This is a genomic window from Streptomyces sp. NPDC048650 (assembly GCF_043199095.1).
GTDB lineage: Bacteria > Actinomycetota > Actinomycetes > Streptomycetales > Streptomycetaceae > Streptomyces.
Map to the genome: position 1 here is coordinate 22395 of NZ_JBICVM010000021.1, position 25922 is coordinate 48316.

Consider the following 25922-nt stretch of genomic DNA (forward strand, 5'->3'; position numbering starts at 1 on the left):
TGGCCGATGGCGCAGAATGGGTAGTCGGCCGTGGGTATTTGCGGGGGACCGATGGGACCGAGGGGACCGAGGGGACCGGTGGCCGGTTGACGCGTTGGTGGGTGACCGCGGTCCGGATTCCATGGGCCAGTTGGCGGTTTTGCCGGTGTGTGGCACGGTCGCGGCATGCAGTTGTGGACAGCGCAGCACCGTGCCGTCGTTGAGGTACTGGAGGAGACAGGTCGACTGGTCGGTGAGTGGGACCGCGTGGAGCCGTCACTGTGCCCCGTCTACCAGGTGATGGTCGCCGAAATGCTGCGGCGGGGGATCGACTGTGAAGGCCGGCCGCCGGTGTGGGCCTGGGCTGAACCGGACACCCGCGACATCCGGGTACTGGAGACGGCCCGGCTGCTGCTCAGCGACAACGACTTCGACAGGGGAGCCGTTGTCCTGGATCTGGATGTTCCGGACGAGTATGTGCTGCGAAGTTCGTACGCCTCCTGGAACGAGGTGCACTTCGGGTTCCTGTCCGGGGAGCGGCCACCGGCCATGAACTGGTCCATAGCGCCGGACGAAGAGAGCGACCCGGATGCGTGCCGCATTCAGGCATGTCTGCCAATGGTCCACCGCTCCTGGGTCCGTGGCATCCGCCCGATCGATCCGCTGTGGACCTTCACCGGATAACGCCTGCTGCGCCCGCCGCGATCGCCACCACTGGCGCTCTGGACGATCGCCGCGTCGAGGGTTCGGGACCGCTGGTTTTCAAGTGGGGAAGGGAGCGACCGGGGTGGCCGAGCCACCGGGGTGGCCGAGCCACCGGAGCGACCGGACCGGCCGAGTTCATGCAGGTCGACGATGACGCCTATCCCCGCATCCGGTCGGAGGTGTGCGCCGTCGTCCCAGGGGCCGAGCTCCAGCTGCCCTCGCGGACGCCGTGCGTGTGTTTCCCGCCGGCGGGTGACCAACGCAGTAGGTAGTCAGAAGGGTGTGGCCTCGTGGCCTCGTGGCCTCGTGGCCTCGTGGCCTCGTGGCCTCGTGGTCGAGCGCGTCGATGACTGTTTGCACCTCGATCCCGTACAGAGCCGGTGTGGCCAGTCCTTCGGAGTGATCGAGGACATTGGCCAGGGGGCACCCGTCTCCTCATGGAGGAGGCCGGGCTGAGGCGGAACAATGACCGTCATGAACGACACGGTCGCCGTTGCCTTGATCACCTCCCTGTCCACGTTGTCTGCCGCCGCACTGGCGGGCGCGGCTTCCGCATGGGTCACCAGCAGGCAACTACGACATCAGGTCGCCCTCGCACGTGAGGAGCGGGGCGAGAAACGAGCGATCGACTATCGGGAGATGCGCCGCGAGGCGTACGAGCGGTTCCTGTCTCAGGCCGACGCGGCCTACCGAGTGCTGGATGAAGGGTGGTTCGTAGTGCCCTTCGCGGAGATACCCCGATGGGAAGCAGGATTCGCAGCACGCAGAGCACTGGACGAGGCGTACATCCGCGTTCGCCTGGTGGGACCCGAAGAGGTCGCGGAGCAAGGGGCCAAAGTGGTCCGCAGCATAGGCGACGAATTTCGCCGGCACACACGCATCGTCAGCTCCCACCCAGAGACAACGAGTAGTGCCGCCGCACTCGATCCGTCAGCCCGCACGGAAGCGCTCCGTGCGCGGTTCGCCAGCAGCGCGCAGTTTGTCACCGCGGCGCGCCAAGCTCTGGGCCGCGAACTCTCGGCGATGCCTGACGCAGGCCCCGGCTCACTGCCCTCAGCGGTGTGACTCCGCTTCCCCTCACCCTTTGGTGAGTGTGTGCCACACGTGCCCTGGCGGAGACGCCATGGCAGGCTTCGCTGCCGCCCACCCGTCAGGGCGCCGGTCGGCCGCTGCCGGCCCCCGAGCGACACCTCGACGGTCGGCACGTCACCGACGCTCCGGCGCTGGTGGCGAAGGTGCCAACCTGGCCATCTATGACGGCGCTGAACTCGGCAAGGCCATCGCCGCGCACCCCGACGACGTCGAAGTCGCCCTCACCGAATACGAACAGGCCATGTTCCCCCGCGGCACGGAAGCCGCCGCCGAAGGCGCCCAACTCAACGAGCTCCTCTTTGGCGACAACGCACCCCACGGCCTGATCACCGCGTTCATCGCAGACGAGCAGACTCCATGAGCCGCCGGTCGAGGTCACCTCGGTGACTGGCACCTCCTGCTCAGGTGCGTCACCCGCTCCATGACGTCTGTTCGTGGAACGGTCACCCGTGACCGTTCCACGAACGCCTTCGACGATCCCCGCCTTTCGGGTGGCCGTAGCTTGACCTGCAGTTTCGGAGTTCAGAGACCGGCACTGAGTGCCGAGGTGGCCCACTCAAGGTGCTCAATGGCCAACTAGCGGCTCGTCATGCAGCTTGGCCTGGCAATGCGTCAACTGACAAATCGGTGAGCCACCCACCCACCCACATCACGAGGCGCTGGTGCCCAGCCATGCGTAGCGCGCCATCGACCTGCTGAAACGCAGCTCGACAGTGCCCGGAGTGAGGGGGCCCGTTCGTCGTCCTGCTGGGCCACACCAAGACCCCACCACGTCCTTCAGCGGACGAGCGCGTTGAAGAAGAGCACGGCGGCCGCAAAGGCTCCGTCGGTGAGCGACCAGTGCCGGTGCAACCAGCCCCATCAGAGGCCGGCGAGGCGCTGGGACGTTGGTGGGGCGGTGGTGGGGAGGCGCGGTGTCGCTCAGGCTGATGCAGGCGCGGCTGCCTCGTTGGCTTCGACAGAGTCGGGGGCTCGGCCGTCGGTGACGCTCTCGAGCGCCGGTGTGGGGTGGGAGTAGAAGACGTTGCGTCCTTGCTTGCTGCGGTGTGCCAGGCCCTTGGCGACGAGGGAGTTTTCCAGGGTGTTGCGTACGACGGTCTCGGGCCCCGCTTGGTCCGGATGCTCCTTTGCCAGCAGCTTCGTCAACTCCGCCACCGTGCGCGGCTGCTCGTTGAGCAGTTCGAGGAGGAGGTCGACGCGGGTGGGGCTCTTGCGCCGTGCTGTGCCTCCAGCCCGCTTGGCCGCACGCGGTTTCTTCGTGCCTTCTGCCTTCTTGGCCTTGGCCGCAGCCTTCTTCGGCCGGGCCTTGGCGACGGCCGCTGTCGCACGTCGTGCGGCAGGCACGGTCGCCGGCTCCCTCACCTCGGTGTCGGCTTCCGAAAGCTGTGGCGTGACAACTTCGTCGCCGGTATCGGTACCGAGGTGTTGCTGGAGGTCTTCCAGCTTCGCCTTGAGCTTCTGCAGGTCGTCGACCTGTTGCGCGATGCTCTTCAGCTTGGTAGCTACGTGCTCAGCAAGTTCTGCGTCTGACATGGCACACCTGCTCTCTGTGTCCTGGTCGGTCTGTGGTTGGCTGGATGTTACTCGTCTTTCTCCGCAATTAACCCCATGCCCCTCCATCTCATCGGCAAGCAGGTGGCACCTGTGTTCCCCGTGTCAGCCGAACTGACCCATCAGCTCGGTGATTCGGGTTTCGCAGCCGTGTTTATGCCTGTCGAGGGTGGGGGCTTGAATCCGCCAAGCTGGAGATGTCCGCGGTCCCCGTGCCCTTGGATCGATGAGCACAGCTGAAGATCCCTATTCGGTGAGCACGGTGATGTCCTCCGCTCCTGGGTGGTACGCCGCCAGTCGGCTGCGCGGGCGGCAACCAGGCGGCAACCAGGCGGCAATCAGTCGGTCCGAGCGTGGCGTCAAGCAACTGTGCTGTGACTCCGCAGGACGCATCTGGGGTACGCCCGAGCAGGCGCATGAGCCAGCCTCGAGTCACGGGACGCCGTGCGTAGAATTGCTGTAGGGGGAGCGCCGCTCGCGGCAATGGGCTCCACTGCGGCACACGCGGGGGGGATCGACGAACGCCAAGGTGGGCTATGGCCGTCGGTACTTCGACGCCCACCACGGGTGTGGGGGTAGGTCAGCCGCCATCGAAGACGCACGGGAATGAAGTACCGCAAGAACGGTGGAAGTGTTGTCACTGGTGGCAGCTCACGGTGCACACGAAAAATCCTCGTGAAGGGCAGTGTGAAGACCACCGCCAAGAAGAGGCAGTCCATGCCGGATTCGTGGAACGTGCCAGTGAGTGATGCACTCCAAACGGCACGGCCGTCAGCGTCATGGTTGCCGATGGCACGTGGCGCGAGACGCCTTGGATGGCCCCCTCTGTTGAACCATCAAACTCTCCGTCATTCCGAAAGATCCCCTGGTGATTGAAGTATCTGTCGGCGCACTTCCTGGCCTGATTCCAGCATTTCTTGTCATCGCAGTAATGCTGGGTGTTCCGTCGGCCGTAGTGGCGAAGGGGAAGGGGAAGGGGAACTCCGTCAGTCTTTCAGTGCTCTTCGCGGTGGCGCTGGCCGGCGTGCTCACCGTGACCCTCATGCCGGGCGGCGGAGGCTCGGGACGGGTCGGCATCTGCGATGTCGGCCTGCCCGCGCGGGCTTTCCTGGCCTCCGAGTCGGCGCGTCTCAACGTTCTGCTGTTCGTCCCCGTCAGCTGTCTCGCTGTACTGCTCTTTCGGCGCCCGATCTCCGTCCTTGCAGGAACGTTGATGCTGACATGCGGCGTGGAGCTGCTTCAGTCGTGGACGGACCTGGGGCGCGCGTGTAGCTACGACGACGTCAAAGCGAACGCGGTGGGAGGCATCCTGGGCGTCCTGGTCGGAACCACGGTCTTGTGGGTCCTCAAGCGGCACTCTCCCTTCGCACGCAAGGAAGCAGTGCGGGGTGTGTGCGCCGGCGCGTCTGGGTGCTTGATCCTCGCTGTGGCCTTCTCCCTTGGCGTCAGTCCGGTGAATCTGGAGGCGCAGTCGCAAAGCCTGCGCGCGAACGCGGGTGATGATCGGGCGCAGGATGCATGGCTACAGGAAACAGTGGTCGACCTTTACGGTAGGAACACTCGGATCGATCAGACCAAAAGCGAAATTCTCAAGAACGGACATCGGCGCCTGACCGCAGAAACGGCGCAGGGTGTTGTCGTCGCACTATGGCCGGATCGAAAACTGGAACGCTTGGATCCCCCCAAGGGACCCACCGGCACCGGGTCGTTGTCCGCCGACCGGATTCGGGCTGCCGGTGATCGATTCGCCAGAAAGTGGTTCCCCAAGGAGACAGCAGGATCCAAGGTCACCGATACGGCTGTGCATGGGAAACGCGGCCCGCGCATGCTGAGCTATCGTCGTTATGTGGATGGGGTCATGATGCCGATGCGCCTCGACCTGACCGTCTCCACTGCCGGTCGCATCGTGGGTATGACCGCACGACGTACCGCGGACCCCAAGCTCCCCACGGTTGCGATGACGAAGGCTGCGGCGAAGAAACGCGCTGAGCGTGATGCAGCCAACGCAGTGGCAACGCCAGTCAATCTGCTCGCTCGGCGAGTCGGCCATGCCTGGCGTCCGGTATGGGCGATCATCATCGCGCCGCGGCCGGGCCGGACGGCGGAATCCACAGTCTTCCTCGATGCCGTCACCGGCGCCGAGGTCACACCGGAACCCGTCGAAGACGGTGGCTCACAGAGCCGACCCTGAAAAACACCGCATCATCACAGCCTGACGGGCGCTGGTTGTGCAGCTCGGCCCCTACACATGGCCGAGCCGCACGGGCGCCCCCCCCGCATCCGCCCGTCCCGATTTCGGCTAGTGGCCCCTGGGTCGGCGCAGCGAGACGGCGGCCGGCTTCGGCGGCCCGGCAGCCGTCGCGGCCAACTGCGGCCACGGTGGCGGCGAACGGCTCGTGGGGAGTGCACCCGGATCGGTCCGGGGCCATCGCCTCCACGCCGGCCCGTGGCCAGCGCTACGAGGACAGGTCCGGCGGGCTGCGGCGGTGGAAGCCACCTCCGGCGGGGCGGCTCCACCGCCGCAGTGAGGGAAGCGTCCGACTGGCCCTGGCTCTCCGAACGGGCGCTGTGCGCCCTCCCCGAGCTGTCCACCGCGGGGCAGACGGCGGACGCCGACCGGTCACCGGGCGACGAGTGCCACCGCGCTCCCGCAAGGGCTGCGAGCAACCCGTCGGAGGGACCCTAGGACCTGTCCGATGGGTCGATATGACTTGGCCATTCCGACCAACGCGGTGGCACACAGCCCGGCCTGGGCGCGCTGCCTCCGTGTGGGTGGCTTTGGCGCCGTGGCGGTCCGGACGGCCGCACTGCGGGGTAGGCTGAGAGCGACCGACCGTGCCACCTCGGCTCCGGGCGCTGTCGGGCGAGTCGCCTACGAACCACGCCCCGTCGGACGCCCCCTAGTCCGCTAGTCCGCGTTGCCGGAGACGGTGCGCATGTCGAGGTCCCAGGCCAGTTGGCGGAGCAGGGTTTCGTCACCCGGACGCTGAGGGGATGGTGCCCGGCCGGGGCGCGACGGGGTGCGGGTGCCGCGGGAGATCTCTCCGCTGGCGGTGATGTTGTGCTCCACGCGTGGGCGCCGGCATGCCTCGTAGAGGGAGAGTGCGCTCTCCGGATCGGGCGAGTCCCGCAGGGACTTGGCGAGGATGACGGCGTCCTCCAACGCCATCGACGCTCCTTGTCCCGTCGCCGGTGATGCCGCATGCGCGGCATCACCGATGATCAGCGTCCGCCCGGAGCGCCAGGGTGTCCCGAGCGGCATCTCGGTGGCGTTGGTGGCCATGATGCCGTCGGTGGAGGCCGCGACGATGTCCGCGGCGGGGGAGTCGTCCTTGCGCAGCAACTCGACGAGTTGCTCCCGCCGGCGGGAGGGCGCGGGGTGTGCGAGTTCTTCGGCCGGGATGGCTTGACCGGCGACGCGGGCGAACCAGTAGGTCTCCCCGTCCGGCGAGACCGCGTAGCCGAAGGCAGCGGCGCTTCCCCGCACCATGGTGATGTGCCCTGTGTCCTCCGCCACCGGGGTGCCGGGCGTGTAGCCGTAGAAGACGCTCTGCCCCGCGTAGACGGGTTCTGCGCCGGGGGCGATCGATCGCCGGACGGTCGAGCTCAGGCCGTCTGCGCCGATGAGCAGATCACCGGTCGCGACGCTGCCGTCGGCGAAACGTGCGGTCACCGTCTCCGGGCCGTTCTCGACGGACACCAGTCGCGCGCCGTGCGACAGCCCGATTCCCCGGCGGATGGCCTCGGCCTGCAAGGCAGCGTTCAACTCGCCGCGGCGCAGGCACCGGTACTGCAGGAGCGCGTCGTCGGCTTCGCCCAGCGGCACGTGGGCCACCTCACCGCCCTGGTCGTCGAGGACACGCATCGTGCGCAGCGGGAAGCCGATCGCGGTGACCGCATCCGAGGCGTCGAGTTGTGCCAGCGCGCGCATTCCGTTGCTCGCCAACGTCAGGAATGCCCCGATGTCGTCGGCCGTGTCGGGGTGCGCCTCGTGCACGGTGGCGTCGAATCCTGCCTTGTGCAGGGCCATCGCGGTCGCCGTTCCGGCGATCCCGCCGCCGATCACCAGTATGCGTGTCACGTGCCACTCCGCTCTTCCGCGCCGGTCCCATCGGGCATCCAGAGCAATGATGTACCCGATCGGCTGTGTCGAGCGCTTTGACCCCTGGCAGACCGTACGCAAGCGACACATGCTTCGGTCGGCAGACGGCACTTGGGAGAAGCCGCTCCAGCATGTCCAGGCCGTCACTTCCAGGCCGTCACTGACACCGCAGGCGAAATCGATGGGGACATCGATGGTGACGCCGACTGGGAGATCGACCGGGACGTCAACGTCTACGTCTACGTCTACGTCAACGTCAACGTCGACTCCACCTCGGTTCGTGCCCACCAGCACGCGGCCGGGGATCCCAAGGGTCCGCCGCGTGCCCGCCCGATACCTCAGAGGGGGCGGATCACGCCCCGGGACGAAGTGGGGCGCGGTCCTGTGCTCAGGTCGTGCGGGCGAGAGGGTTGAGCAGGGGGCGTCTCATCCAGAGGGCAAGTGCACAGCCGATCGCGAAGAGGACGGCGGCTTCGCCGGCGCCCAGGGAGGAGGTGGGTTCGTGGATGGGCCATGCCCAGGGCTGCGCGGAGCCGCCTGGTCTACGGCCGGCGGCGGCGCAGGCGAGGGGGAGGGCGGCCACTCCGATCGCTGCGACTCCGGCTCCCAGAACCGCGCGGAGGACAAGAGCGGCTCCGAGAAAGCCGACGCAGTTGCGGGCCAGTGAGAGAGCTTCCGGTCGGTCCCAAAGCAGATGGACGACAGTCGCCAGCGCGATGGCCAACAGGGCGAAGGCACAGCAGAGCGCCAGATTGCGCCGGCCCTGGTGGCGCAGCGCGACCTCTTCGGTGACGGTGTCCCCGCGGTCGATGCCGTGCAGGCGCAGGACGACAGGCAGGACGCCGAGGATCTGTGTGACAAGGAGTTGTCCCGAGGGTCCGACGACCGCGGGCACGGGAATGGCTTCCTGACGCACCAGGATCGCCATGAGGTACGCCGCGAGCGTCGCCGTCACAACGGTGGGGGCGCCTTTGGCCTTGAGCCACCAGATCATCGCGATGTCTCCAGGGCGCGGGACGAGGGGAGCGGAGCGGGACGGGTGGTGCAGTCGCGCAGAGCCTTGTTGTTGCGGTTGAACCAGGACAGCTGCTGGTCGTGGGTGGACTTCCGTACGCGTGCCGCGATCGCGGCCGCCTTCTGCCCGTAGCGGTCGGAGGCCACCTGGGGCTCGGCTCCCGCGGTCAGGGCGAGCCAGGCAGCGGTCGGTTCGTAAGCGTCGGCGCCGGGAGAGGAGCCGCCCGATCGGGCACAAGCGGGTGGGCCGGGCGGCAGAAGCGCAATGCCGACCCCTGCGCGCACCTCTGAGGGCCGGGGGGCGGGCCAGGAACCGATGTACAGTGCGCCGCGTTCGGGGTGCGCGTTCATGGTGAGGATGCCGGGAACGGTCAGGCCTGACCGCTGGAGGCGTGCTCGTGCATCGGAGGCGTTCTCGCGGATCATGGCTGCCTGTTGGGCCAGCTCCGGCCACAGACACACCCGCGGCTCGGTCCCAGTGCACTGCAGTTGATCGGTGGCCCGGGCGGAGACGGGGTCGGCAGGAAGGCCGTAGGCGAGCCAGCCGCTGCCGACCAGGCCGGCGATCAGCGCTGCGCTGATCAGGTAGGTGCGTGCTCGCCGGCGCAGGGAGGTCAGCGCCAGCGCGCAGGCGCCGATGACGCCGAGAGCCAGGACGACACCGCTTGCCGCGGCCTGCCAGCTCGGGGCCTGATCGAGGGAGCAGCACGAGGACGTGCCACCGGTGACCATGTGGCGCAGCCACAGCGGTTCCAACGCCGCAGGGTAGGCCGTCAGTACGAAGCTGAGGACCAGGGCCAGGGGCGTGGACACGACGAGGGGCAGGCGCTTGCCGAGGACGAAGCCCGCCATGGCGTGAGCGGCGAGGATGACAAGCCAGACCAGGGCCATACCGACCGGGGGCATGCCGCCATCAGGCCGGCCGGCGGAGATCGTCAGGGCGGCAGCCACCCCCATGCCCACTGCTCCCAGCACGAAGACAGGTGCCAGCAGCGGCAGGGCGATGCCGAGCTCGGAACGGGTCGGGGCCCAGTGGGCCGCATTGCCACGCGTGAAGCGCGATCCTTCCCAGGCGCCTGCGGTGGCGCACGCCGGGGCCACGAAGGGCAGCGCGAAGGCGGCGGCCCCCAGTGCACTGGGCCAGTAGCCGAGGGTCACCCCGTTCGTGAGGTCATCCGACAGGAGCAGCGCAACGAAGGCAGCCAGAAGCGGAGCAAGCCACGTAGCGGAGGAGGAGCGGAGAACGGTACGCCAGAGCAACGTTCACACCTCCTGAGCGATCAGCTGCGTGTAGGCGCCTTCGGCGCGCCGGCCTTCGGGAATGCTCGGCGCGGCAAGCGACAGGAAGCTGTTGGTGTCGCCTTCGAAGCGGACCTGCCCCTGGTCGAGGATGACGACGTGGTCGTACATCGTGTCGAGGTCTTCGGTCTGGTGGGTCGAGACCACGACCTGGACGTCGGCCAGCAGGTTCGTCACGAGGTCGCGGAAGGTCTGCCGTTGCGAGGGATCGAGACCCGCGGTCGGTTCGTCGAGGAGCACAACTTCACTGCTGTGGACCAGAGTTCCGGCTATTCCCATGCGTCGCAGCTGACCGCCGGAGAGTTGGTGACTCTTCCGGTCCGCCAGACTGCCCAGCTTCACGCGTTCCAGGGCATCGCGTGATGCGTCCCAGGCTTCGGAGCGCGACATGCCTTTCAACCAGCCGATGTAGGCGACGTTCTCCCGCACTGTGAGCCCCGGCATCGGTTTGACGTTTTGCGGAAGCCACCCCACCGCTTTGCGGTAGGCCGCCTGCGCCTTCGGCTGAGCGGGATTGATTCCCCGCCAGGTCACAGTGCCCTCAGAAGGGGAGATCCAGGAAGCCGCGATCCCCAGCAGGGTCGACTTACCTGCACCGTTCGGTCCGAGAAGGACAGTTGCCCGGTGCCCGATCGAGAGGTCGAGCCCATTGAGGACGGGGGCCTTCCGGCCGTACCGGAAGGAACACCGATTGAATTGCAGAGACATGCCACCCTTGCTTCCCGCGAGCCGAACGAAGTCGGCCGGGAGCACAGTTGCGCTCCCGGCCGATGCATTGCATCACCTATCAGTCAGTCACCACGTGATAGTGACGGGCTTGGCGTTGAGTGAGATGTCCCTTGCCCCGACGTGCCGTTGATCTTGTCAGGTCTCGGGCGGTCGGCGGGGTGTTCTCCGTGCGGTGTCCCGATCCGCGGGGCATCGTCCATCCGAGGCGCCATGGCAACGCGCAGTGTGCATTTCTCCTGGCCGCCGATACCTTCCCCCTGGCCACCGGCCTGGCCACCGACCTGACGACCGGCCCGGTGCGCTTGGTGCGGGAGGTCGTGCCGGCCGCCTCGTGGGACAAGCAGGTCGAACGTTCAGGTCAGGACGAGAAGTGTGGCGAGGGCCGGGCCGAGCGCTCCGCCGAGTTGATAGCAGAGGACGAAAAGGCCGATCGCGGCCGGCCGTTGGGCAGTAGGGGCGTGCTGGGCCGCATGCACGGACAGGACGGCGTTGCTGCCGGTGGCGACGAACACGGCCGCGGCCGCGGCCAGGAGCAGCGCGGGCCCCCAGGAGGCGAAGGCGGCGGTGAGGGGTGCGGCCGTGCCGAGGGCGATGAGGACGGTGAGGACCCTACGGTGACCCAGGCGTGCTGCCGCGGCGGCGAGGAGCCAGGAGAGGGCGGAGCCGGTGAGGAGCGCCGCCAGCTGGCCCGTACCGATGGACTCGGTGCTCCAGTTCGTCCGCCGCTGTGCGAGCTCGGGGAGCGCGAACAACAGGATGAAGTAGGAGGTGGAGAACGAGAAGGCGAGCAGGGCGGAGCTGACGAACGCTCGTGAGCGCAGCACGGCGGCGGGAGCGAAACCGTCCGGACGGCGTCGAACGTGCAGGGCCAGCGGAAGGGCCACGGCCGCGGCGGCGGGCGCGCCCACGAAGGGGGCCATGGGGATCAGCACCAGGGCGGACGCCAGTGCCGCGACGAGCCCGGCCCCGACCGTGTCGAACGGCGCGGCGTGCGTGGGGCGTTCCGGTGCGGTGCTCGCGGTGTGGCGCCAGACGGCAGGCACCGCGAGGAGCGCAAGGGCGGAAAGGGCGAGCGGGGCACGCCAGTTGACCATGCCCGCGAGAGTGGAGCCGAGGAGGGGCCCGGCGGCGCCGAGTATCCCGAACCCGGCGGTGATCGCCCCCATGCGACGGGCCGAGCCGGCGAGGTTCATCGCCACGGCGATCAGCCCCGCGCCGCCCGCTGCCTGTGCCGCTCTGCCGAGGAGCGTCAAGGGCAGCCATGGCGCGACCGCGACGAGCGCGGTACCGGCCAGCGCGGCGACCGCGCTCGCGAGGAGAGTGGTCCGCAGCCCACGGTGCCGAACGAGGGCCGCGAACAAGGGTGTTCCGACTGTCATGGCCCAGGCGAAGGCGGTGACCACCCATGTCGCATGGGCGGTGGAGACGCCCAGGGAGCGGGCGATGTCGGGCAGGATGAGGACGGGTGCGTTGGCTCCGGTGGCGATGGGTGCGGCCAGAAGCGCCAGGCACAGAGCCGGCGGTCGGCGGAGCGGTGTCGGAGCGGTGATACGGGGTGCGGAGACGGCAGCGGACACGAGGACCCCCGGTTCGGTCGTGTAGGCAGCGGTGGACGGTGCGGGAAGCGGTACAGGTCTACTCGGACGGTGATGTCCTGGCTCAGACGGTGGTGACGACCTCGTCGTAGGCCAGGCGCGGGGAGCGGGGGTACCAGGCGTCCTCGCCGGGCTTGCCGATGTTGACGACCATGAGCGGGGTGTGGTCGTCGTCGAGGAACTCCTTCTGGACACCGGCGAAGTCGAGGCCGGTCATCGGTCCGGCGGCCAGACCGGCGGCGCGGACGCCCACGATGAAGTAGGCGGCCTGGAGGGCGGCGTTCAGCAGGGCGGACCGCTCGCGGACCGGACGCTCGGCGAAGAGCATGTCCTTGGCCTGCGGGAAGTGCGGCAGCAGGGCCGGGAGTTCCTCGTGAAACTCGTTGTCCGCTGCCAGGATCGCGACCAGCGGGGCGGTGGCGGTCTTGGCCTGGTTGCCCTCGGCCATGTGCTTGACCAGACGCTCGCGGGCCTCGGGGGAACGGACCAGGACGACGCGCAGCGGCGACTGGTTGTAGGCGGTCGGGCCGAACTTGACCAGGTCGTAGATCGCCTGGACCTGCTCGTCGGTCACCGGCTCGTCGGTGAACGTGTGGGCGGTGCGGGCCTCACGGAAGAGGCGGTCCTGGGCGGCGGCGTCAAGGGTGAGGAAGGGCGCGGACACGGGGGACTCCATCCGTTCAAGGTTGAGAATTTCAACGTTGAGATAAAAACATCGCAACTAGTTCAACGTCAAGTGATTCAACGTTGAGATACTCTGGAGGCTCGGCGCGCGAAGGGGACAGGTCATGAAGGAAGTGAACGGCGGGGCGGGTGACGATGCGGTGGATGGCATCGTCGAGCAGTGGATGCAGGAGCGCCCCGACTTGGCCGACGCGTTGTGGCCCGTACAGGTGCTCGGCCGGCTCCAGCGTCTCGGTTCCGCACTGGAAAAGGAGTTCCGATCCTTCGCGGCCCAACGAGACCTGGAGCTTGGCGAAGTCGACGTCCTGACCACCCTGCAACGTTCGGGCCCCCCGTACGAACTGACCGCCGGAGCCTTCCGCAAGGCGGCCATGGTCACCTCCGGAGCGATCACGAACCGCATAGACCGGATGGAGGCCAAGGGTCTGGTCGAGCGGGTGCGGGGCGCCGAGGACCGGCGCTCGGTGAAGATTCGTCTCACTGCGCGGGGCCACGAGATCACTCGTGCCTACATGGCCGACCATCTCGCCAACGAGGCGCGCATGCTCGAGTTCTTCGACCGGGAGGAATGCGACGAACTGGCGCAAAAGCTGCGCCTCATGCTCATTTCCCTCGGCGACACCACCATCAAGTGACACCAACCCACTGCACGGCCGTAGGGAGTTGTGGGGGAGCACGGCACCGCCTGCGCGGTCCGGGGACTTCCTAGCCCGCTACTTCCACCTCGCCGGCAACTCGTCACCAGGCGCGCTCACTCTGATCCCGGCACCCGTATCCGGCCGTCGCGACGAACGGGCTGAAGCCACCGCCATCCTGTGCCGGCCCAGCTACAAGGCCGAGGTGGCGTGAGGGGAGGGCTGTCCTTCCCTGTCACCTTCTGCGTGTGGAACTTCGGGCCCAGAGCGCACTGCCACTCTTGCCGCGGCCACGAATGCGGCGATCGCCGGATGAGTACCGCCGCTCGCGCGGAAGGCGACCTTCGACCGGCGGAACAACGGCAACTTGGTCAACACCACACCTGCGGGGCTTTGCGCAGTGGCTATTTCCGGCACAAATCCGGCCCCTTGCCCGGTGGCGGCCAGGGCCAGCACTGTGCGGAAGTCGTTGACCTGGTGGCGAATTTTCGGCTGGAACCCGGCTGCCTGGCAGGCGCGTACGGCCATCGCGTGACCGGTCGTGCCGTCCCGTGCGGTTATCCACGGGGCGTCGGCATAGGGCCCGAGCAGCTCTGCCAGCGTGTCGCTGCGGCCGGCGTCCTTGGCCGAGGTGCTGGTGACCAGGTACATCGGCTCTTCCAGCAGGGGTACCTCGTCCACCGTGGTGTCCGGTGACGCGGGTACGAAGTCGTAGTCGTGGACAAGGGCGACGTCGAGTTCGCCGGCTCGCAGACCGTCGGAGACGCGGGCAGAGTCGATCTCTTGCACCATCGGTTCCAGCGCGGGATGCCGTTGGGCCAGCTCGGCCAGCGCGGCGGGCACGATGGTGTGGCCGGCGGAGGGGAAGGTCCCGATGCGTAGCGGCCCGCCGATGCCGTCCCGCGCGCTGGCCAGCTCGGCGACCGCCAGCTCGAGGCGTTGCAGCACGGCGTCGGCGTGTTCGACGAGGGACCGGCCTGCCGGCGTGAGGATCACACGCCGGCCGCTGCGTTCCAGCAAGGCCACGCCTGCCTCGCGTTCCAGCACACCCAGCTGCTGGGAGACGGCGGATGCGGTGAAGGTCAGCGCCTCGGCCACCGCCGCGATCGTGCCCCGCCGGTCCAGCTCGCGAAGCAGGTAGAGACGACGAACATCGAGCATAAGCTCAGCTTACGCGTAAAGGTAGAAATCAGAAATGGATCTACCGGGTGGGTGTGAGCCAGGCTAGGACCATGAACCCCGATCCGATCTTCAACGGCCTGTACGTCCCCTTGGTGACCCCTTTCACCGACGACCTGCGTCTGGCTCCCGATGCGCTGGCCCGACTCGCCGACGATGCGCTGTCGGCCGACGCCTCCGGACTCGTCGCCCTCGGCACCACCGCGGAATCGGCCACGTTGACCGCGGAGGAGAAGCAGACTGTGGTGCGCATCTGCTCGGCCGCCTGCCAGGCACATGGCGCCCCGCTGATCGTCGGGGTCGGCACCAACGACACCGCCACCGCCATCCAGTCACTGCGTGAGCTGGCGGCCACCGGCGACGTGGCTGCGGCGCTGGTTCCCGCGCCGCCCTACATCCGGCCCGGTGAAGCGGGGACACTGGCGCACTTCACCGCGCTGGCCGAGCACGGGGGCATGCCGCTGATCGTGTACGACATCCCCTACCGCACGGGACAGACTCTCAGCGTCGGCACGATCGCAGCACTCAGCCGCCTACCAGGGATCGTCGGGATCAAGCACGCGACCGGCGCGATCGACGCGACCACGATGGAGTTGCTCGGCTGCCCCCCACCCGGCTTCGCCGTGCTCGGCGGCGACGACGTCGTCATATCACCGCTCGTGGCGGCGGGAGCCCACGGCGGAATCGTCGCTTCGGCCAATGTGCGCACCGCCGACTACGCCGAAATGATCTCGTTGTGGCGTCGTGGCTCCGGTGCATCCGCCCGCCGGCTCGGAGCCGAGCTGGCCCGGTTTTCCGCTGCCCTCTTCGCCGAACCGAACCCGACAGTGATCAAGGGAGTGCTGCACGCTCAGGAGCGCATTCCCAGCCCGGCCGTCCGGATGCCGTTGCTGGCCGCCTCCAGCAGTACGGTCCACCGAGCGGCGCTCCTGGCCGGCAGCCGTGCACGTCATGCGTCCCCAGCCTGACGATGAGCTCCTCCACCAAGGGCCATTTCGCACATGACCATGAGCGCTGTCCGAGCGCATCCGGCTGATCATGAGCAGCGGTGACTCACTCACTTGGGCAGGTTCAGCTGCCAGGAGACGCCGAAGCGGTCGTTCACCCAGCCGAACTTGGCGCTGAAGCCGTACGAGCCCAGCGGCATGAGCTCCGCGCCCTGTTCAGCGAGGGCGCCGTAGAGGCGGTCGAGCTCGGCCTCGGTGTCGCACTCCACGAACAGCGATACCGCCGGAGTGAACCCGAAACCGTGCTTGACGTGGCTGTCGATGCACATGAACCGCTGTCCGGCGAGCGAGAACGTGGCGTGCTGGACCGTGCCCGCCTCGCCGGGGCCGTCGGCGCCGTAGCGGGAGATGTCGACGACCTCGGCGTCCTCGAACAGCGACATGTAGAAGGTCAGCGCCTCCTCCGCCCTGCCCTCGAACATGAGGAAAGTGGTGATCTTCTGTGGCATCGAGGCCATGGTGCTGCCCTCCGGGTGCTGGTGTTGGTCCTTCGAGCACGAGGCTAGGGCCTACCTCTGACACCGGCCCCACGGAGACCACCGGGTCGCGATTTTATGATCTTGTCGGTTGAGCCCGCGTCCACCCCGCCGATCGAAGCGACCTCTCTTCCCACAGTGTGGGTTCTCCGTTGTCGTCGTCAGCATCGGCGAGCAGGTATTCCAGGCGTCGCGCAGAGGGAGTCCGAGGAAGAACAGGGCGTCGGCATCACCTGCCACGTCCAGGGGCGACAGTGCCGTACGAGTGGCGATCTCTTCGTCCTGGTGGTGGAGGACCTCGGAGAGGGACCCGCGGTGCGGTCGGCTGATGCGGGTGCGCAGGAAGCTCGGATATCCCTCGCGCTTACGGCTCCACTCGACAGTGGCGAGCCGGGGTCCGTGTGGAGAGTCGAGAATGTGTGCGGGCTCGGTCGGCGCTCTTGCCGTCCATGAGTCCGGACATTGGTCTGACGAGGGGGAACACATGGTCACGGACATACGGGCGGCGGCCCGGCGGGGAAGCGCCGCAACGGCGCTCGCCGTGCTGCTTCTGTCTGCCTGCGGTAGCGGCTTCGATCCGAACGGCGACACCGCCGGGAAGCCTTCGGAGACCGCCGAGGAGTCGCTGCATCTCGGGCAGCCGAGCCGCCACCTGGTGGAACTCTCCCGCTGGGGGAAGGACGGCATGTTCCGCATCACCCCGCAGCGGGTGGTGATGGGCAAGGAATCCGACCTCAAAGAGCTGGACGATATGCAGTACACGGATCTGGTGCCGGCCTGGGTGTACGTCAACGCCAAGCTCGTCGGCGGGGATTCGCCGATCAAGGGCGCCTACGTGATGTCGGACGTGGGTGTCCTCACCGAACGGGCCCAGCCGGTCAAGCAACTGCTCGTGATGGGGTCCGACCTGAGCAGCATGCCTGCCGACTGCAAGGAGGACGACCCCGACCAACAGTGGAAGAAGGGCGACGACCACACGAGGTGCGCGCTGTTTCTCGTGCCCAAGGGCGAGAAGGCCACGCACGTCCTCTACTCCCGGGGCTACTACGAGGCCCCGCTGAAGTGGGCCGTCAAATAGCCGAGTTGTCACTCCTGCGGATGCCGGGACCGGCGACAGCGGGCAGCGGATACGTGTAGCGGCTGGAGATGTTGCGTGCGGCCGGCTCCGGGAGAGTTTCCGGAGCCGGCCTGGGCCGGGTGTGCCTCCAGCAGAAAGGACGGCTGCTGCCGGCGTGGTAGGGCGGGGTGGTCGAGTGCTGCTGGGGCCCCGGGCGGGTGCGGTGGCTCGGCGCGGTGCGCAGTCAGGCCAGGTAGCGGAGTCTCGAGGTTTCGAGGCGGAAGCCGGGCCCGAAGCTCATGGCCACGCCGTCGGCGCCGGACGGGGGCGGGTCGTCGAAGGCGCGTGCGGCCACGCCGAGCAGTGTGGGGCCGCCGTAGTTTCCGCTGTTCTCCAGCTCGTTCCGTGAGTACCGCAGGGCGTCGTACGGGGCGCCGCCGTGGGCGGTGACCTCGTCCAGGATGAGTTTCGAGCCCGGGTGCACGATGCCGAACTGCGGATCCCAGTCGTCGTCCAGCCACGGGATCTCGGGCACGACCTTGCCGACCGCCGCCAGGGCTTCCGGAGTGGAGTCGAAGTGGATACCCCACCGGTCGGCGCGACTGCGGTAGAAGTCCAGCGAGCCGGGGAGGCGGTACTGCCAGGAATCGAGGATCTCCAGGCACGGCCCCGCAGGCCGCTCCGCAGTGACCACTGCGGCGGTCCCACCGTCCCCGAAGAGGAATTTGAACCCCATGTGCCCCACTTCGACGTCGCGCTGCAACTGGAACGACGAGCTGAGCACCTCTCCTCCGCCGACGAGGACCGGCTCCCCAGGACGGGCGAGTCTGGCAGCCAGGGCCAGGGCGTGAGCGCCGCCTGCGCAGGCGAGTTCCGTCATGGGGACGATCGCCACGTCACTGCGCAGGCCGAGTGGCTCGGCCGCGTGATCGGCGAGGCTGGGGTGCTCGTGCCCGGTCGCGTGGATGGTGACGAACGTCGCGATGTCCTCGGGTCTCACGCATGCGTTTTCCATTGCCTGGCGTGAGGCTTGGAGAACCAGATCGAGTACACCGGCCACGGCCGCATCGTTGTGCACCTCGAAGGGCGCGTCCTCCGCCACCTCTTCCAGTGGCCGGATGAATCGCCGTGTCTTGACACCGGTCCGGGCCGCGAACCGCGGCAGCCCCTTTCTCCTGGGGTAGTCGGGGTGCGCCCTCAGAATGACGTCGACGAGTTCCTCGGTTTCGACAAGATAGGGGGCTTCCCCTACACCAGGGGGATGTACAAATGCCAATTTGCTCTCCTTGAGTGGTGGCTAGGCTCCCCTTGACCCACTCATGAAGATCGGGTGAAGAAGGTGCGTAGCACACGTGCGAGTCGTTTTCCATCGCCGCTCTGCAGCGCCTCGCGCAGGGCGGCAGCCGGGCGGCCCTCTGTCGGGGTCCGAAACTCGCCGCTCCGATAATCTGCGGTGCGCTCGCATCTGTAAAGGTGCGGACCTGCGTTCCGGCCCCGTGGAGCGGTCGGATTCCGGGAAGCGGAAACGCCCCGGACAAGATTCGGTCCGGGGCGTCGGTGGGAACTGGTGCGGCGGTCATCGGGGCCAAGGGCGGGTCAACTCCACGCCGGCCCATGCCCTCTGCTCGCACAATGCGGAACAGCCCGGCGCGGACACCCCAAGGGCACCGCGCATTCGTCGTGAAGTGACCGGCAATTCCTACGAATCGTCGGCCGCCGGATGGTCGTCCGGGTCGAATATGACGGTCATCTCGCGGCAGCCCGGCGCCGATTGAGGGGTCACGGACAAGAGGGTCGCCCATCCGAGCCCCAGCTCGCCGTGGCGCAGCCGACGCCGGTCGCCATCCGGGTGGATGTAGGCGTTCTCGCCGCACTCGTACAGCTTCTGGACGAGAGGATCGCGCGTGACCAGGGCATTGACGCGCTGCAGGACGGGATCCTTGGGGAAGGCGCTGAGCGAGGCCCTGAACTGCGGCACCAGGAACCTGCCCCAATCGGGGCCCCAGTTCGGCATGACGCCGGTCTCAGGATCCCGGGCCTCGTCGGAGAGCAGCCACCACTCGGCCAGATTCGCCGGAACCCGCCGTGAGGGAAACAGCCGCACAAACGCATCGTTCCAGTAGATCGGCTCCCAACGGCGGTTCTGGACATAGCACATATGCGGCTGGGCATCGACCTTCCGCTGGTAGGCCGCGGGTATCTCGGAGTGCGCGTCCGGGTTGAGCATCAGCCCCGTCGGCGTCCCGAACAGGTCCAGGTGGCTCTGTTCGAACTCGCTGGCCTTGAACCGCAACAGCCGGGCAAGGTGGAGCAGGTACTCGGGGGAGGGGCGTATGAGACCCGCCTCGACCTTCCCGTACGTTCCGCTGCCGCCGCCCATCGCGCGGTCGACCTCGGCCTGGGTCAGTCCCTTGACCTTCGGCCCGCGGCGCGGCGGCCTGGGCTCCAGGCCGACATCCTCCGGCTGCAGCGCCGCTCGACGGGCCTTGCACAACTCCCTGAACGCCCAATGCCGCTTCACGTCCGTCCCCTGTCCGTTCTCGGTGGCTGCACCGATCTCGGTGCAGCCACCGAAATGTCCGCACTGCCAATGCAGGTAATCACTCGCCGTTGATTGATCAAACAATCTTCACTCAGGATGAGGCTTGCAAGAAACAGACCACACGGTCTGAGTTCAGGGGAGGGTGTGACGTGCGTCTGTAGCTCATCGGTGGTGCCGGGAGATCGGTCACCGCGACGGCCGCAGGCCGCGTCATACCCATCTCACACCGATCGGCCGCCCCGTGCAGCCCTCTCAGGTCTGCCCAGGCCCTCCAGAACCAGAACCCGGCCGACAGCGGATCGGTCAACGCCAACGTCCTGGCGGTGGTCGGGGGTGCTGCTATGGGCCGCTGGGCGGTGCTGCCGTCAGGGATCGTGGCGACCGGTCCCGGCATCCACACCGCGCAGAGGGGGGTGGCCGCCCCCAGGGAACACCCGTCGTGAATCCTGCCCTGCACATCAGGTCGACCCTGAGAAGCCTGGAGTGCACCAGCCGGCGTGTGCGACCACGCCGCGCTGAGCATGCCCCCGCTCGTCAAGACATGCCCCCGCTCGTCAAGATCGGTCATTGCCGACTTGACGGCACATCAGCGCCGAGCGCTCTCCCTCCAGGAGGTGCGTCCGGTGCAATGCCGCTATGGCAGGTCCCGATCACCACAGGCCCAATGAGGCCGCCGAGAGGCAGTCTGTAAAATACCTACCGCCCGGTTCACATTTGATCGCTCGTTCCACGGGAGTCCCTGGGCTGCTCCGCGAACACCTCGGCGTCACTGAAGCCGGCGGGCTCTGCACCACCCACCATCAGGGAGTCCTCCGTGGCATTGCAAGACCGTGCAATCCGCACCAAACGCCAGCTTCTCGAAGGCGCCGCGGCTGTCTTCAACCGACGCGGCTACGACGCCGCCACGATCCAAGAGATCCTGGACGAGTCCGGACTGACCAAAGGGAGCCTCTACTACCACTTCGAGTCGAAGGAGGAACTGGCCGTCGCCGTCATGAAAGAGCAGGTCGTAGACATCAAGGTCGCCCCTCAGTCCAGCAAGCTCCAGGAGTTCGTTGACGCAGGGCAGGCACTTGCCCATCAGCTGCGGGACGACGTCCTCCAGCAGGCGGCCGCGCGCATGTCGACGGAACAAGCCTCCCAACACCTCGACCGGACCGAGTCCATGGGCGCTTGGACCAACTTCGTCATCGGGCTGCTCACCGAAGCACGCGCACGCGGAGAACTACTGGTCAGCGTCGACATACAACAGACCGCTGAGATGTACGTCGGCGCATTCGCGGGCCTGCAGATGATGAGTCAGGCCGTCAGCGGACGCCAGGATCTGAGCAATCGACTCCGTATCTTCTTCAGCCACACCATGCCCAGCATCGCCACGCCCACCGCCCTGGCGCAGCTGGACCTGTCCTGCAAACGCGGCGCCGAGGTCGCCAAGGTCGCAGCGAAGCAGCTGGCGGTCGATAGGGCGATGGTCGCCAAGGAGGACGCGTAGCGCCAATGCTCTGTGCGCCGAAGGTTGCCGAAGGTCGCCCAAGGTTGCCGAAGGTTGCCCGATGGCACCGGAGGTGCCGGCGCTCGTCTTTCCGGTCCGCCCGGACGCCACTCTGCGGTCCCGCCACATCATGGGGCCGGCTTCGGGGAACGGGGCGGACCCATGCCGCCTCCGGCCACCACACACCGGCCGAAGGCAATGATCGTTTCCCAAGCCAGACCCGGCGACACCCTCACCATCACCATCTACTACGACCAGGCCGGCCCGAACGACGAACTGAGGAAGGGGCGGGATAGGTACTGATGGCCGACAAACCCACCAGCTCCCAGCCCTCCACACTGCTGGTCCCGCTGTTCACGCTGCTCGGCCTGTGCGGTCTCGCGGCGTACGGAAGGGCCGATGACGCGCACACCGCCGCAGAGTGGGCGCACTGCGGCGACCTGCCACTGACGTGGCAGATCTACCTGACTGCCTATGGCTCACTGACCTGCGGGATTCTCACCCTCGCACTGTTCTCGTGGGTGGCCAGGCGGACCCGGCGAGGCGGTACATGGGTGGGCCACGGCTGGCAAGGCAAACTGGCGCTGGGCGCCCTTGCACTGGACATACCACTGCTGGCCTTGCAACTGTTCGTCATCTGGTACGTGTACCAGCCGGCGCCTGGCGGACCCATTAGTTGCCTCTAGGAGCCGGCTCGACCGACGACACCACCGCAGCTCCGGAGCCGACCGGAACAGTAACTCCTCCAGACGGCGAGATGACCTCGTTCACGGCTTCACGGCCCAGCACCCCATCTCATGAACAACTGACGTCACGACTCGGGTTCTGGCTCAACTTCAGTGGAGCGCGCACGCCGAGTGACGGTTGCCGGTTCTGCTGGACACAGGGACGAAACCATCGCTACACCACTCCGCGGTAGCCCGTCCACGCCGTGCCCGGCAGGACGATCCGAAAAGATCTGGCTCACCCATCAAGATCAACATAGCCTCGGTGTACGGCACACCGGCACGCAGATCTGACAGTCGACGCGATCGTGGGACTCCCCGCGGCAACGGGAGTCGTAGAGAGGTGAGCACGTTGAAGATCGTGGTAGACGACCTCTCCGGCCCGGAGATCGCCAGGTTCCTTGACGAACACGTCCAGCAGATGCGGTCCCTCACGCCGGTGGAGAGCAAGCACGCCCTCGACCTCAACAGCCTCCGGAGGCCCGACATCATGTTCTGGCCGGTCTCGGAAGGTGACAGCTTGGTGGGTTGCGGTGCGATCAAGCGACTGGACGCGGGCCACGCGGAGTTGAAGTCGATGCGTACCAGGTCGACGCGGCAGAGGAGCGGAATCGCATCCCAGCTGCTGGAGCACATCATCGCCGAGGCTCGAGGCATGGGGTTCACACGGCTGAGCCTGGAGACCGGCGCCGCTGAGTCCTTCCTCCCCGCCCGAAGGCTGTACGAAAGGTTCGGGTTCCAGCACTGCGAACCATTCGCGGACTACCAGCCCGATCCGAACAGTACGTTCATGACAAGGGCGCTCTGAAAGGCGCTGCGGGTCACATGCGGTAGTGATGGTCGGGGGCGGGAGCTTCTGGCGCGGCTCCGGCCAGGACGAGTCCAACGCCTTTCGCACCGTTCGCCACGTCACGCCGACTGACCTCTGCCGCCACCTGCCTCCGACGGCCGGCTGAGCAATGAAGCAAGCGAGAGCGTTCGTGGAACCGTCACCGTGACCGTTCCACGAACCGCGATCACGGCGCGGTCGAGGCACCTGAGCAGGAGTGACAACTTCCCAAGCTGCCAAGGGGAGCTCATCCGTCACTCACGGTGCGCGACCCACGCAATCTGAGCCAGAACCACGACGCATGAAGAGAGACGCTCACCGCGTACCTTGGCTGAACGGGAGATCGATGGATTCACCAGCTGCGGGTGAAAGTGGCTCTCTCCGTGATCGCGGCCGACCGGGAGACCGAGCCGGTGAGCCGGCGGTACTGCGGGATCTGTCGCTCGGTGACGCGAGCGCGTTGTCGTGCTGCAGCTACGGGTACGACCTGCTGCGCCGGTTCCGGTGTCCACTCGGCCGGCACCTCCTGCCGCGATCAGGGGGCCATGGTCCAGAATCAGGTCATGGATGTCCCCAAGCTGCTGGAAGCCGCTTCCCTGCTTGTCCCTGACAAGATCGCCACCGAGAACGACATCACGGTGAATGACGTCTGGGAGTACCTCACCCATGACGAGTGGGAAGTGGCCCTCGAACTACTGGAGGAACTCGGCGACGTCCACCCGCTTCCGCTCACCTTCTGGGAAACCATGGCCACCGCCGCTGAGCAGATGCAGCTGGAGAAGAGCGCGGCCTGGTGTCACTGGCGCTGCTACGAAACCCGCAACGGCATCATCCGAGCAGACCTCACCCTCCGCCCGGCCAACGAGACCCGCCGGCAAACGTCCTTCTCCGGAGCTGGCGTCCTGCGATCGATGTGGAACATCGGATTGCGGACACCGACCGGCGAGCCGGCCCTCAACATCGCTGCGCTCTGGGCGGAGTCCACGCCCTTCCTGGGACCTGGTGAGCGATCCTCGGTGCGACTCGCGCCTTTCGCCCCCTCGCAGTGGCAGCGTCTTCAGCCCGGCCAAGTGATCACCATGCACGAAGACCGGTCCGTGGCCGGAACGGCAGTCGTCCTTGAGATTCGACGCCCGGCGACCACGCACACCGCATAGAACCCGGCTTCCCGCGTTCCTGATGTGGGTCTAACGAGTGTTGAGGTGGAAACGCCGTTCATGCCGACGCCGGCCAAACTGTAGAAGCTGGTCTTGCTGGTCTTGCTGGTCTTGCTGGTCTTGCTGGTCTTGGTGGGCCGGCACCTCGATCCGCGCGAGGCCCGCATCGCCCGGTTGTGCAGTCTCCACCCGTGGCTCACCAGCAAACTGGCGCGGATACCTGCGGAGTTCGACGGGCTCCAGAAGAATCACCGTCTCCGTCTGTCCACCCTGGCCGCCAAGGACGGCGAGCTCCAGCGGATCTGCCGCGAGCGCAGTGTGGTGAGGGACTTCCCTGATGTCGCCGTGCCTAGGCTTGCTGAGCCCCTGCACCCACGCTCAGTCGCCGACGAACGCGATGCATCGGTGGGAGCTTTCCTCCGCTGGTTCCCGATCAGTCAGGAGTCGTCCTCGCAGGAATGGATTTCGACCTCGTCGCCTGACGGTAACGGGGCGCGTGCGGCAAGATATCGGTTCCGTCGGTGGGGGGCGTTGGGGTGGGCTATGACCTGCAAGCGGTGATCGCTGGTGACGAGGTGCTGCGCGCCGCTTCACGGAATCTGCCTGCCGCCCGGTTGGCGTCGCTCGGACAGGGGCTGTCGCTGATGCCGATGACAGACGCCCTCTATGACTCCGTCGCGGACGGCAGCGGAACAGGAGCTTTGGGGTTCTGGCGACTGCCGGAACGGTTCGAGAAGACCCTGGCTGTTTGGTCGACCGCTGGGCCGGTGGCGTACGTGGAAGCCGAGTACTTCGGCGGTGTGGGCGAGCTGCAGGCTGCCGTGTGGATCGCCGGCACCATCGCGCTGGGACCGCTCCACGCACCGGAGGGCCGGCCCTTTCCGCCTGCTGGCAGCGCTATCTCGCAGGCACTTCGACGGCTGGGCGTCGTGGCGAGCGTCGGAGAGGACGAGTTCTCCGCCGTGGGATTGGATCGTCAGCGACACGGTGAGAGATGGATCGCCTGAGCAGCGGCCCCGGGGTGCCGCACGAACGAGCACGAGCTGCTGGAGCTGGCAGCCCCGGTCGATCAACGCGGTAGAGCGCAGCATCACCCGATTCAAGCAGTGCCGCGGTCTGGCCACGCGAACTGACAAGCTCGGCATCGCCTACCAGGCCGCGCTCCACCTCGCCGCCGTACTCACCTGGGCACGAAGATGAGCTCATGGACGACACCATCAGATTCCTTCGGGACCGCAACATGGCGGACAACCATGCCTATGCCGAGGTGGCCCACCGCTTCGGCGGCGAGGCCCTCCTCGACAGCCACCTGCCGATGCTCGACCTGATCGACATGCTTGCCAGTCAATACGAGGCAATGGATCCGGCAGATGCACGCCATGCAGGTCTCGCGTACGCGCTCAATGTCCTGGCGCAGTCGTACGCCGAGCACCCCGACTACCGCCAGGAGTGGATTCCGTAGAACCCATCAAAGAGACAGGCCCGGGCCAATCCTGAAAGCCGCTTAGGGTCCCGGTTCTACTTCTGCCAGTCGATGGACCCGCATCTACCTGCGGTCTCGTGCCTTTTCGTATGCGGCCAGTTCGTCCGCACTACCGATGAAGGCCGGGCCGCAGTGTGGCGGCAGGCGATCGACGACCATCGCTACCGCGGCCGATGCGCTGCCCGTCTCAGCGATCCGTGAGCTGCTCCGACTCGGTCCTTCGACGTAGTACCGGCCGTCTCTCCGGGTGCCGATGTAGGGAATGTCCCAGGTTGGGCGGATCACTGTGCACCTGCTGAAGTGCAGTTCCCACATACCGGTCCAGGGGTAGAGCTGGCGAAGCAGCGGCTCGGCATGTGCCACCCGCACCAGCTCGGCAAACGGTTCCAGGAGCAGTGATCCCTCCGGCAGGCAGGGTGAGCCGGCAGTGGTGAGGATCTTGTGCCAGGCCGCTTCGACAGGGTTGGTCATGCTCTGATTGTGCGGTCCTACGGTCCGGCACGCGATGAGAAGTTGGCTCCGGACCTATCGCCTCTGTGCCCTGATCACGGCTGCCGCCGTGAACCTGGGCTTGGCGCAGTGGCTTGTAA

Annotated in this window: 24 protein-coding genes and 1 pseudogene; 13 read left to right on the top strand and 12 right to left on the bottom strand. The window is 67.2% G+C overall.

Translation table 11 applies throughout. The features are described 5' to 3' along the window. Window positions 1-165 precede the first annotated feature (165 nt). From ACGFML_RS35480 to ACGFML_RS35490, 3 genes and pseudogenes are all read left to right on the top strand, one after another. The gene (locus ACGFML_RS35480) at window positions 166-663 is read left to right on the top strand and encodes a DUF3841 domain-containing protein (protein WP_393549797.1); all 498 of its coding nucleotides are present in this window, start codon (window positions 166-168) and stop codon (window positions 661-663) included. Between the two features lie 495 nt (window positions 664-1158). Next, window positions 1159-1749 (top strand): hypothetical protein, encoded by a 591-nt coding sequence (locus tag ACGFML_RS35485; protein ID WP_393549798.1) that lies wholly within the window; start codon window positions 1159-1161, stop codon window positions 1747-1749. Between the two features lie 163 nt (window positions 1750-1912). Further along, window positions 1913-2137, top strand: a pseudogene (locus tag ACGFML_RS35490) (FAD-dependent monooxygenase); the annotation flags it as partial. A gap of 560 nt (window positions 2138-2697) precedes the next feature. On the opposite strand, the gene ACGFML_RS35495 reads toward ACGFML_RS35490, so the two are convergent. Beyond that, window positions 2698-3309: a hypothetical protein gene (locus ACGFML_RS35495; protein ID WP_393549799.1), complete on the bottom strand. Its 612-nt coding sequence runs from the start codon at window positions 3307-3309 to the stop codon at window positions 2698-2700. 886 nt (window positions 3310-4195) lie between these two features. Here ACGFML_RS35495 and ACGFML_RS35500 point away from each other — a divergent pair. Beyond that, window positions 4196-5518 (top strand): VanZ family protein, encoded by a 1323-nt coding sequence (locus ACGFML_RS35500; RefSeq protein WP_393549800.1) that lies wholly within the window; start codon window positions 4196-4198, stop codon window positions 5516-5518. A gap of 717 nt (window positions 5519-6235) precedes the next feature. Here the strand turns inward: ACGFML_RS35500 and ACGFML_RS35505 are convergent. The 6 genes from ACGFML_RS35505 to ACGFML_RS35530 form a co-directional block, all read right to left on the bottom strand. Beyond that, window positions 6236-7408, bottom strand: a complete 1173-nt coding sequence (locus ACGFML_RS35505) for an FAD-dependent oxidoreductase (RefSeq protein ID WP_393549801.1) — start codon at window positions 7406-7408, stop codon at window positions 6236-6238. A gap of 409 nt (window positions 7409-7817) precedes the next feature. After that, complete coding sequence (locus ACGFML_RS35510; RefSeq protein ID WP_393549802.1) at window positions 7818-8423, bottom strand: hypothetical protein; 606 nt, start codon at window positions 8421-8423, stop codon at window positions 7818-7820. Then, a complete protein-coding gene (locus ACGFML_RS35515; RefSeq protein ID WP_393549803.1) occupies window positions 8420-9601 on the bottom strand; it encodes a hypothetical protein in 1182 nt (393 codons plus the stop codon). Before ACGFML_RS35515 ends, ACGFML_RS35510 begins: the two co-directional genes overlap by 4 nt. A 105-nt stretch (window positions 9602-9706) precedes the next feature. After that, the gene (locus tag ACGFML_RS35520) at window positions 9707-10450 is read right to left on the bottom strand and encodes an ABC transporter ATP-binding protein (protein WP_393549804.1); all 744 of its coding nucleotides are present in this window, start codon (window positions 10448-10450) and stop codon (window positions 9707-9709) included. Between the two features lie 374 nt (window positions 10451-10824). Further along, window positions 10825-12048 (bottom strand): MFS transporter, encoded by a 1224-nt coding sequence (locus ACGFML_RS35525; RefSeq protein WP_393549805.1) that lies wholly within the window; start codon window positions 12046-12048, stop codon window positions 10825-10827. Between the two features lie 82 nt (window positions 12049-12130). Next, a complete protein-coding gene (locus ACGFML_RS35530) occupies window positions 12131-12742 on the bottom strand; it encodes a malonic semialdehyde reductase (RefSeq protein ID WP_393549806.1) in 612 nt (203 codons plus the stop codon). Window positions 12743-12854: 112 nt separating this feature from the next. On the opposite strand from ACGFML_RS35530, the gene ACGFML_RS35535 reads away from it, so the two are divergent. Continuing rightward, the gene (locus ACGFML_RS35535) at window positions 12855-13385 is read left to right on the top strand and encodes a MarR family winged helix-turn-helix transcriptional regulator (RefSeq protein WP_393549807.1); all 531 of its coding nucleotides are present in this window, start codon (window positions 12855-12857) and stop codon (window positions 13383-13385) included. A 192-nt stretch (window positions 13386-13577) separates the two neighbouring features. Here the strand turns inward: ACGFML_RS35535 and ACGFML_RS35540 are convergent, their stop codons facing one another. Beyond that, window positions 13578-14546 carry a LysR substrate-binding domain-containing protein gene (locus ACGFML_RS35540; protein ID WP_393549808.1) on the bottom strand — a complete coding sequence of 323 codons (969 nt, stop codon included), beginning with the start codon at window positions 14544-14546 and terminating at the stop codon, window positions 13578-13580. A 71-nt stretch (window positions 14547-14617) separates the two neighbouring features. Between ACGFML_RS35540 and dapA the strand changes: the two genes are divergently transcribed. Further along, entirely contained in the window at window positions 14618-15532 is a 915-nt protein-coding gene (gene dapA / locus ACGFML_RS35545) for a 4-hydroxy-tetrahydrodipicolinate synthase (protein WP_393549809.1), read from the top strand. Between the two features lie 89 nt (window positions 15533-15621). On the opposite strand, the gene ACGFML_RS35550 is transcribed toward dapA, so the two are convergent. After that, on the bottom strand, window positions 15622-16020 hold the full coding sequence (locus ACGFML_RS35550) for a VOC family protein (RefSeq protein WP_393549810.1): 399 nt from the start codon (window positions 16018-16020) through the stop codon (window positions 15622-15624). 511 nt (window positions 16021-16531) lie between these two features. Between ACGFML_RS35550 and ACGFML_RS35555 the strand changes: the two genes are divergently transcribed. Continuing rightward, window positions 16532-17125: a hypothetical protein gene (locus tag ACGFML_RS35555; RefSeq protein WP_393549811.1), complete on the top strand. Its 594-nt coding sequence runs from the start codon at window positions 16532-16534 to the stop codon at window positions 17123-17125. Window positions 17126-17348: 223 nt separating this feature from the next. Here the strand turns inward: ACGFML_RS35555 and ACGFML_RS35560 are convergent, their stop codons facing one another. Together ACGFML_RS35560 and ACGFML_RS35565 are read right to left on the bottom strand one after the other, a co-directional pair. Continuing rightward, window positions 17349-18206 carry a PhlD gene (locus ACGFML_RS35560; RefSeq protein WP_393549885.1) on the bottom strand — a complete coding sequence of 286 codons (858 nt, stop codon included), beginning with the start codon at window positions 18204-18206 and terminating at the stop codon, window positions 17349-17351. Between the two features lie 597 nt (window positions 18207-18803). Beyond that, the gene (locus ACGFML_RS35565) at window positions 18804-19625 is read right to left on the bottom strand and encodes a helix-turn-helix domain-containing protein (RefSeq protein WP_393549812.1); all 822 of its coding nucleotides are present in this window, start codon (window positions 19623-19625) and stop codon (window positions 18804-18806) included. An 835-nt stretch (window positions 19626-20460) separates the two neighbouring features. Here ACGFML_RS35565 and ACGFML_RS35570 point away from each other — a divergent pair. From ACGFML_RS35570 to ACGFML_RS35595, 6 genes are all read left to right on the top strand, one after another. Beyond that, window positions 20461-21138: a ScbR family autoregulator-binding transcription factor gene (locus ACGFML_RS35570; protein ID WP_393549813.1), complete on the top strand. Its 678-nt coding sequence runs from the start codon at window positions 20461-20463 to the stop codon at window positions 21136-21138. 302 nt (window positions 21139-21440) lie between these two features. Further along, a complete protein-coding gene (locus tag ACGFML_RS35575; RefSeq protein WP_393549814.1) occupies window positions 21441-21824 on the top strand; it encodes a hypothetical protein in 384 nt (127 codons plus the stop codon). 391 nt (window positions 21825-22215) lie between these two features. Beyond that, window positions 22216-22671, top strand: coding sequence for a GNAT family N-acetyltransferase (locus tag ACGFML_RS35580; RefSeq protein ID WP_393549886.1), 456 nt, complete (start codon window positions 22216-22218; stop codon window positions 22669-22671). A gap of 584 nt (window positions 22672-23255) precedes the next feature. Continuing rightward, window positions 23256-23849, top strand: coding sequence for a hypothetical protein (locus tag ACGFML_RS35585; RefSeq protein WP_393549815.1), 594 nt, complete (start codon window positions 23256-23258; stop codon window positions 23847-23849). Between the two features lie 536 nt (window positions 23850-24385). Beyond that, window positions 24386-24856, top strand: coding sequence for a hypothetical protein (locus tag ACGFML_RS35590; RefSeq protein ID WP_393549816.1), 471 nt, complete (start codon window positions 24386-24388; stop codon window positions 24854-24856). Between the two features lie 197 nt (window positions 24857-25053). Then, window positions 25054-25311, top strand: a complete 258-nt coding sequence (locus ACGFML_RS35595; protein WP_393549817.1) for a DUF6221 family protein — start codon at window positions 25054-25056, stop codon at window positions 25309-25311. A gap of 84 nt (window positions 25312-25395) precedes the next feature. On the opposite strand, the gene ACGFML_RS35600 is transcribed toward ACGFML_RS35595, so the two are convergent. Beyond that, entirely contained in the window at window positions 25396-25803 is a 408-nt protein-coding gene (locus ACGFML_RS35600; RefSeq protein ID WP_393549818.1) for a DUF6193 family natural product biosynthesis protein, read from the bottom strand. Between the last annotated feature and the right edge of the window lie 119 nt (window positions 25804-25922).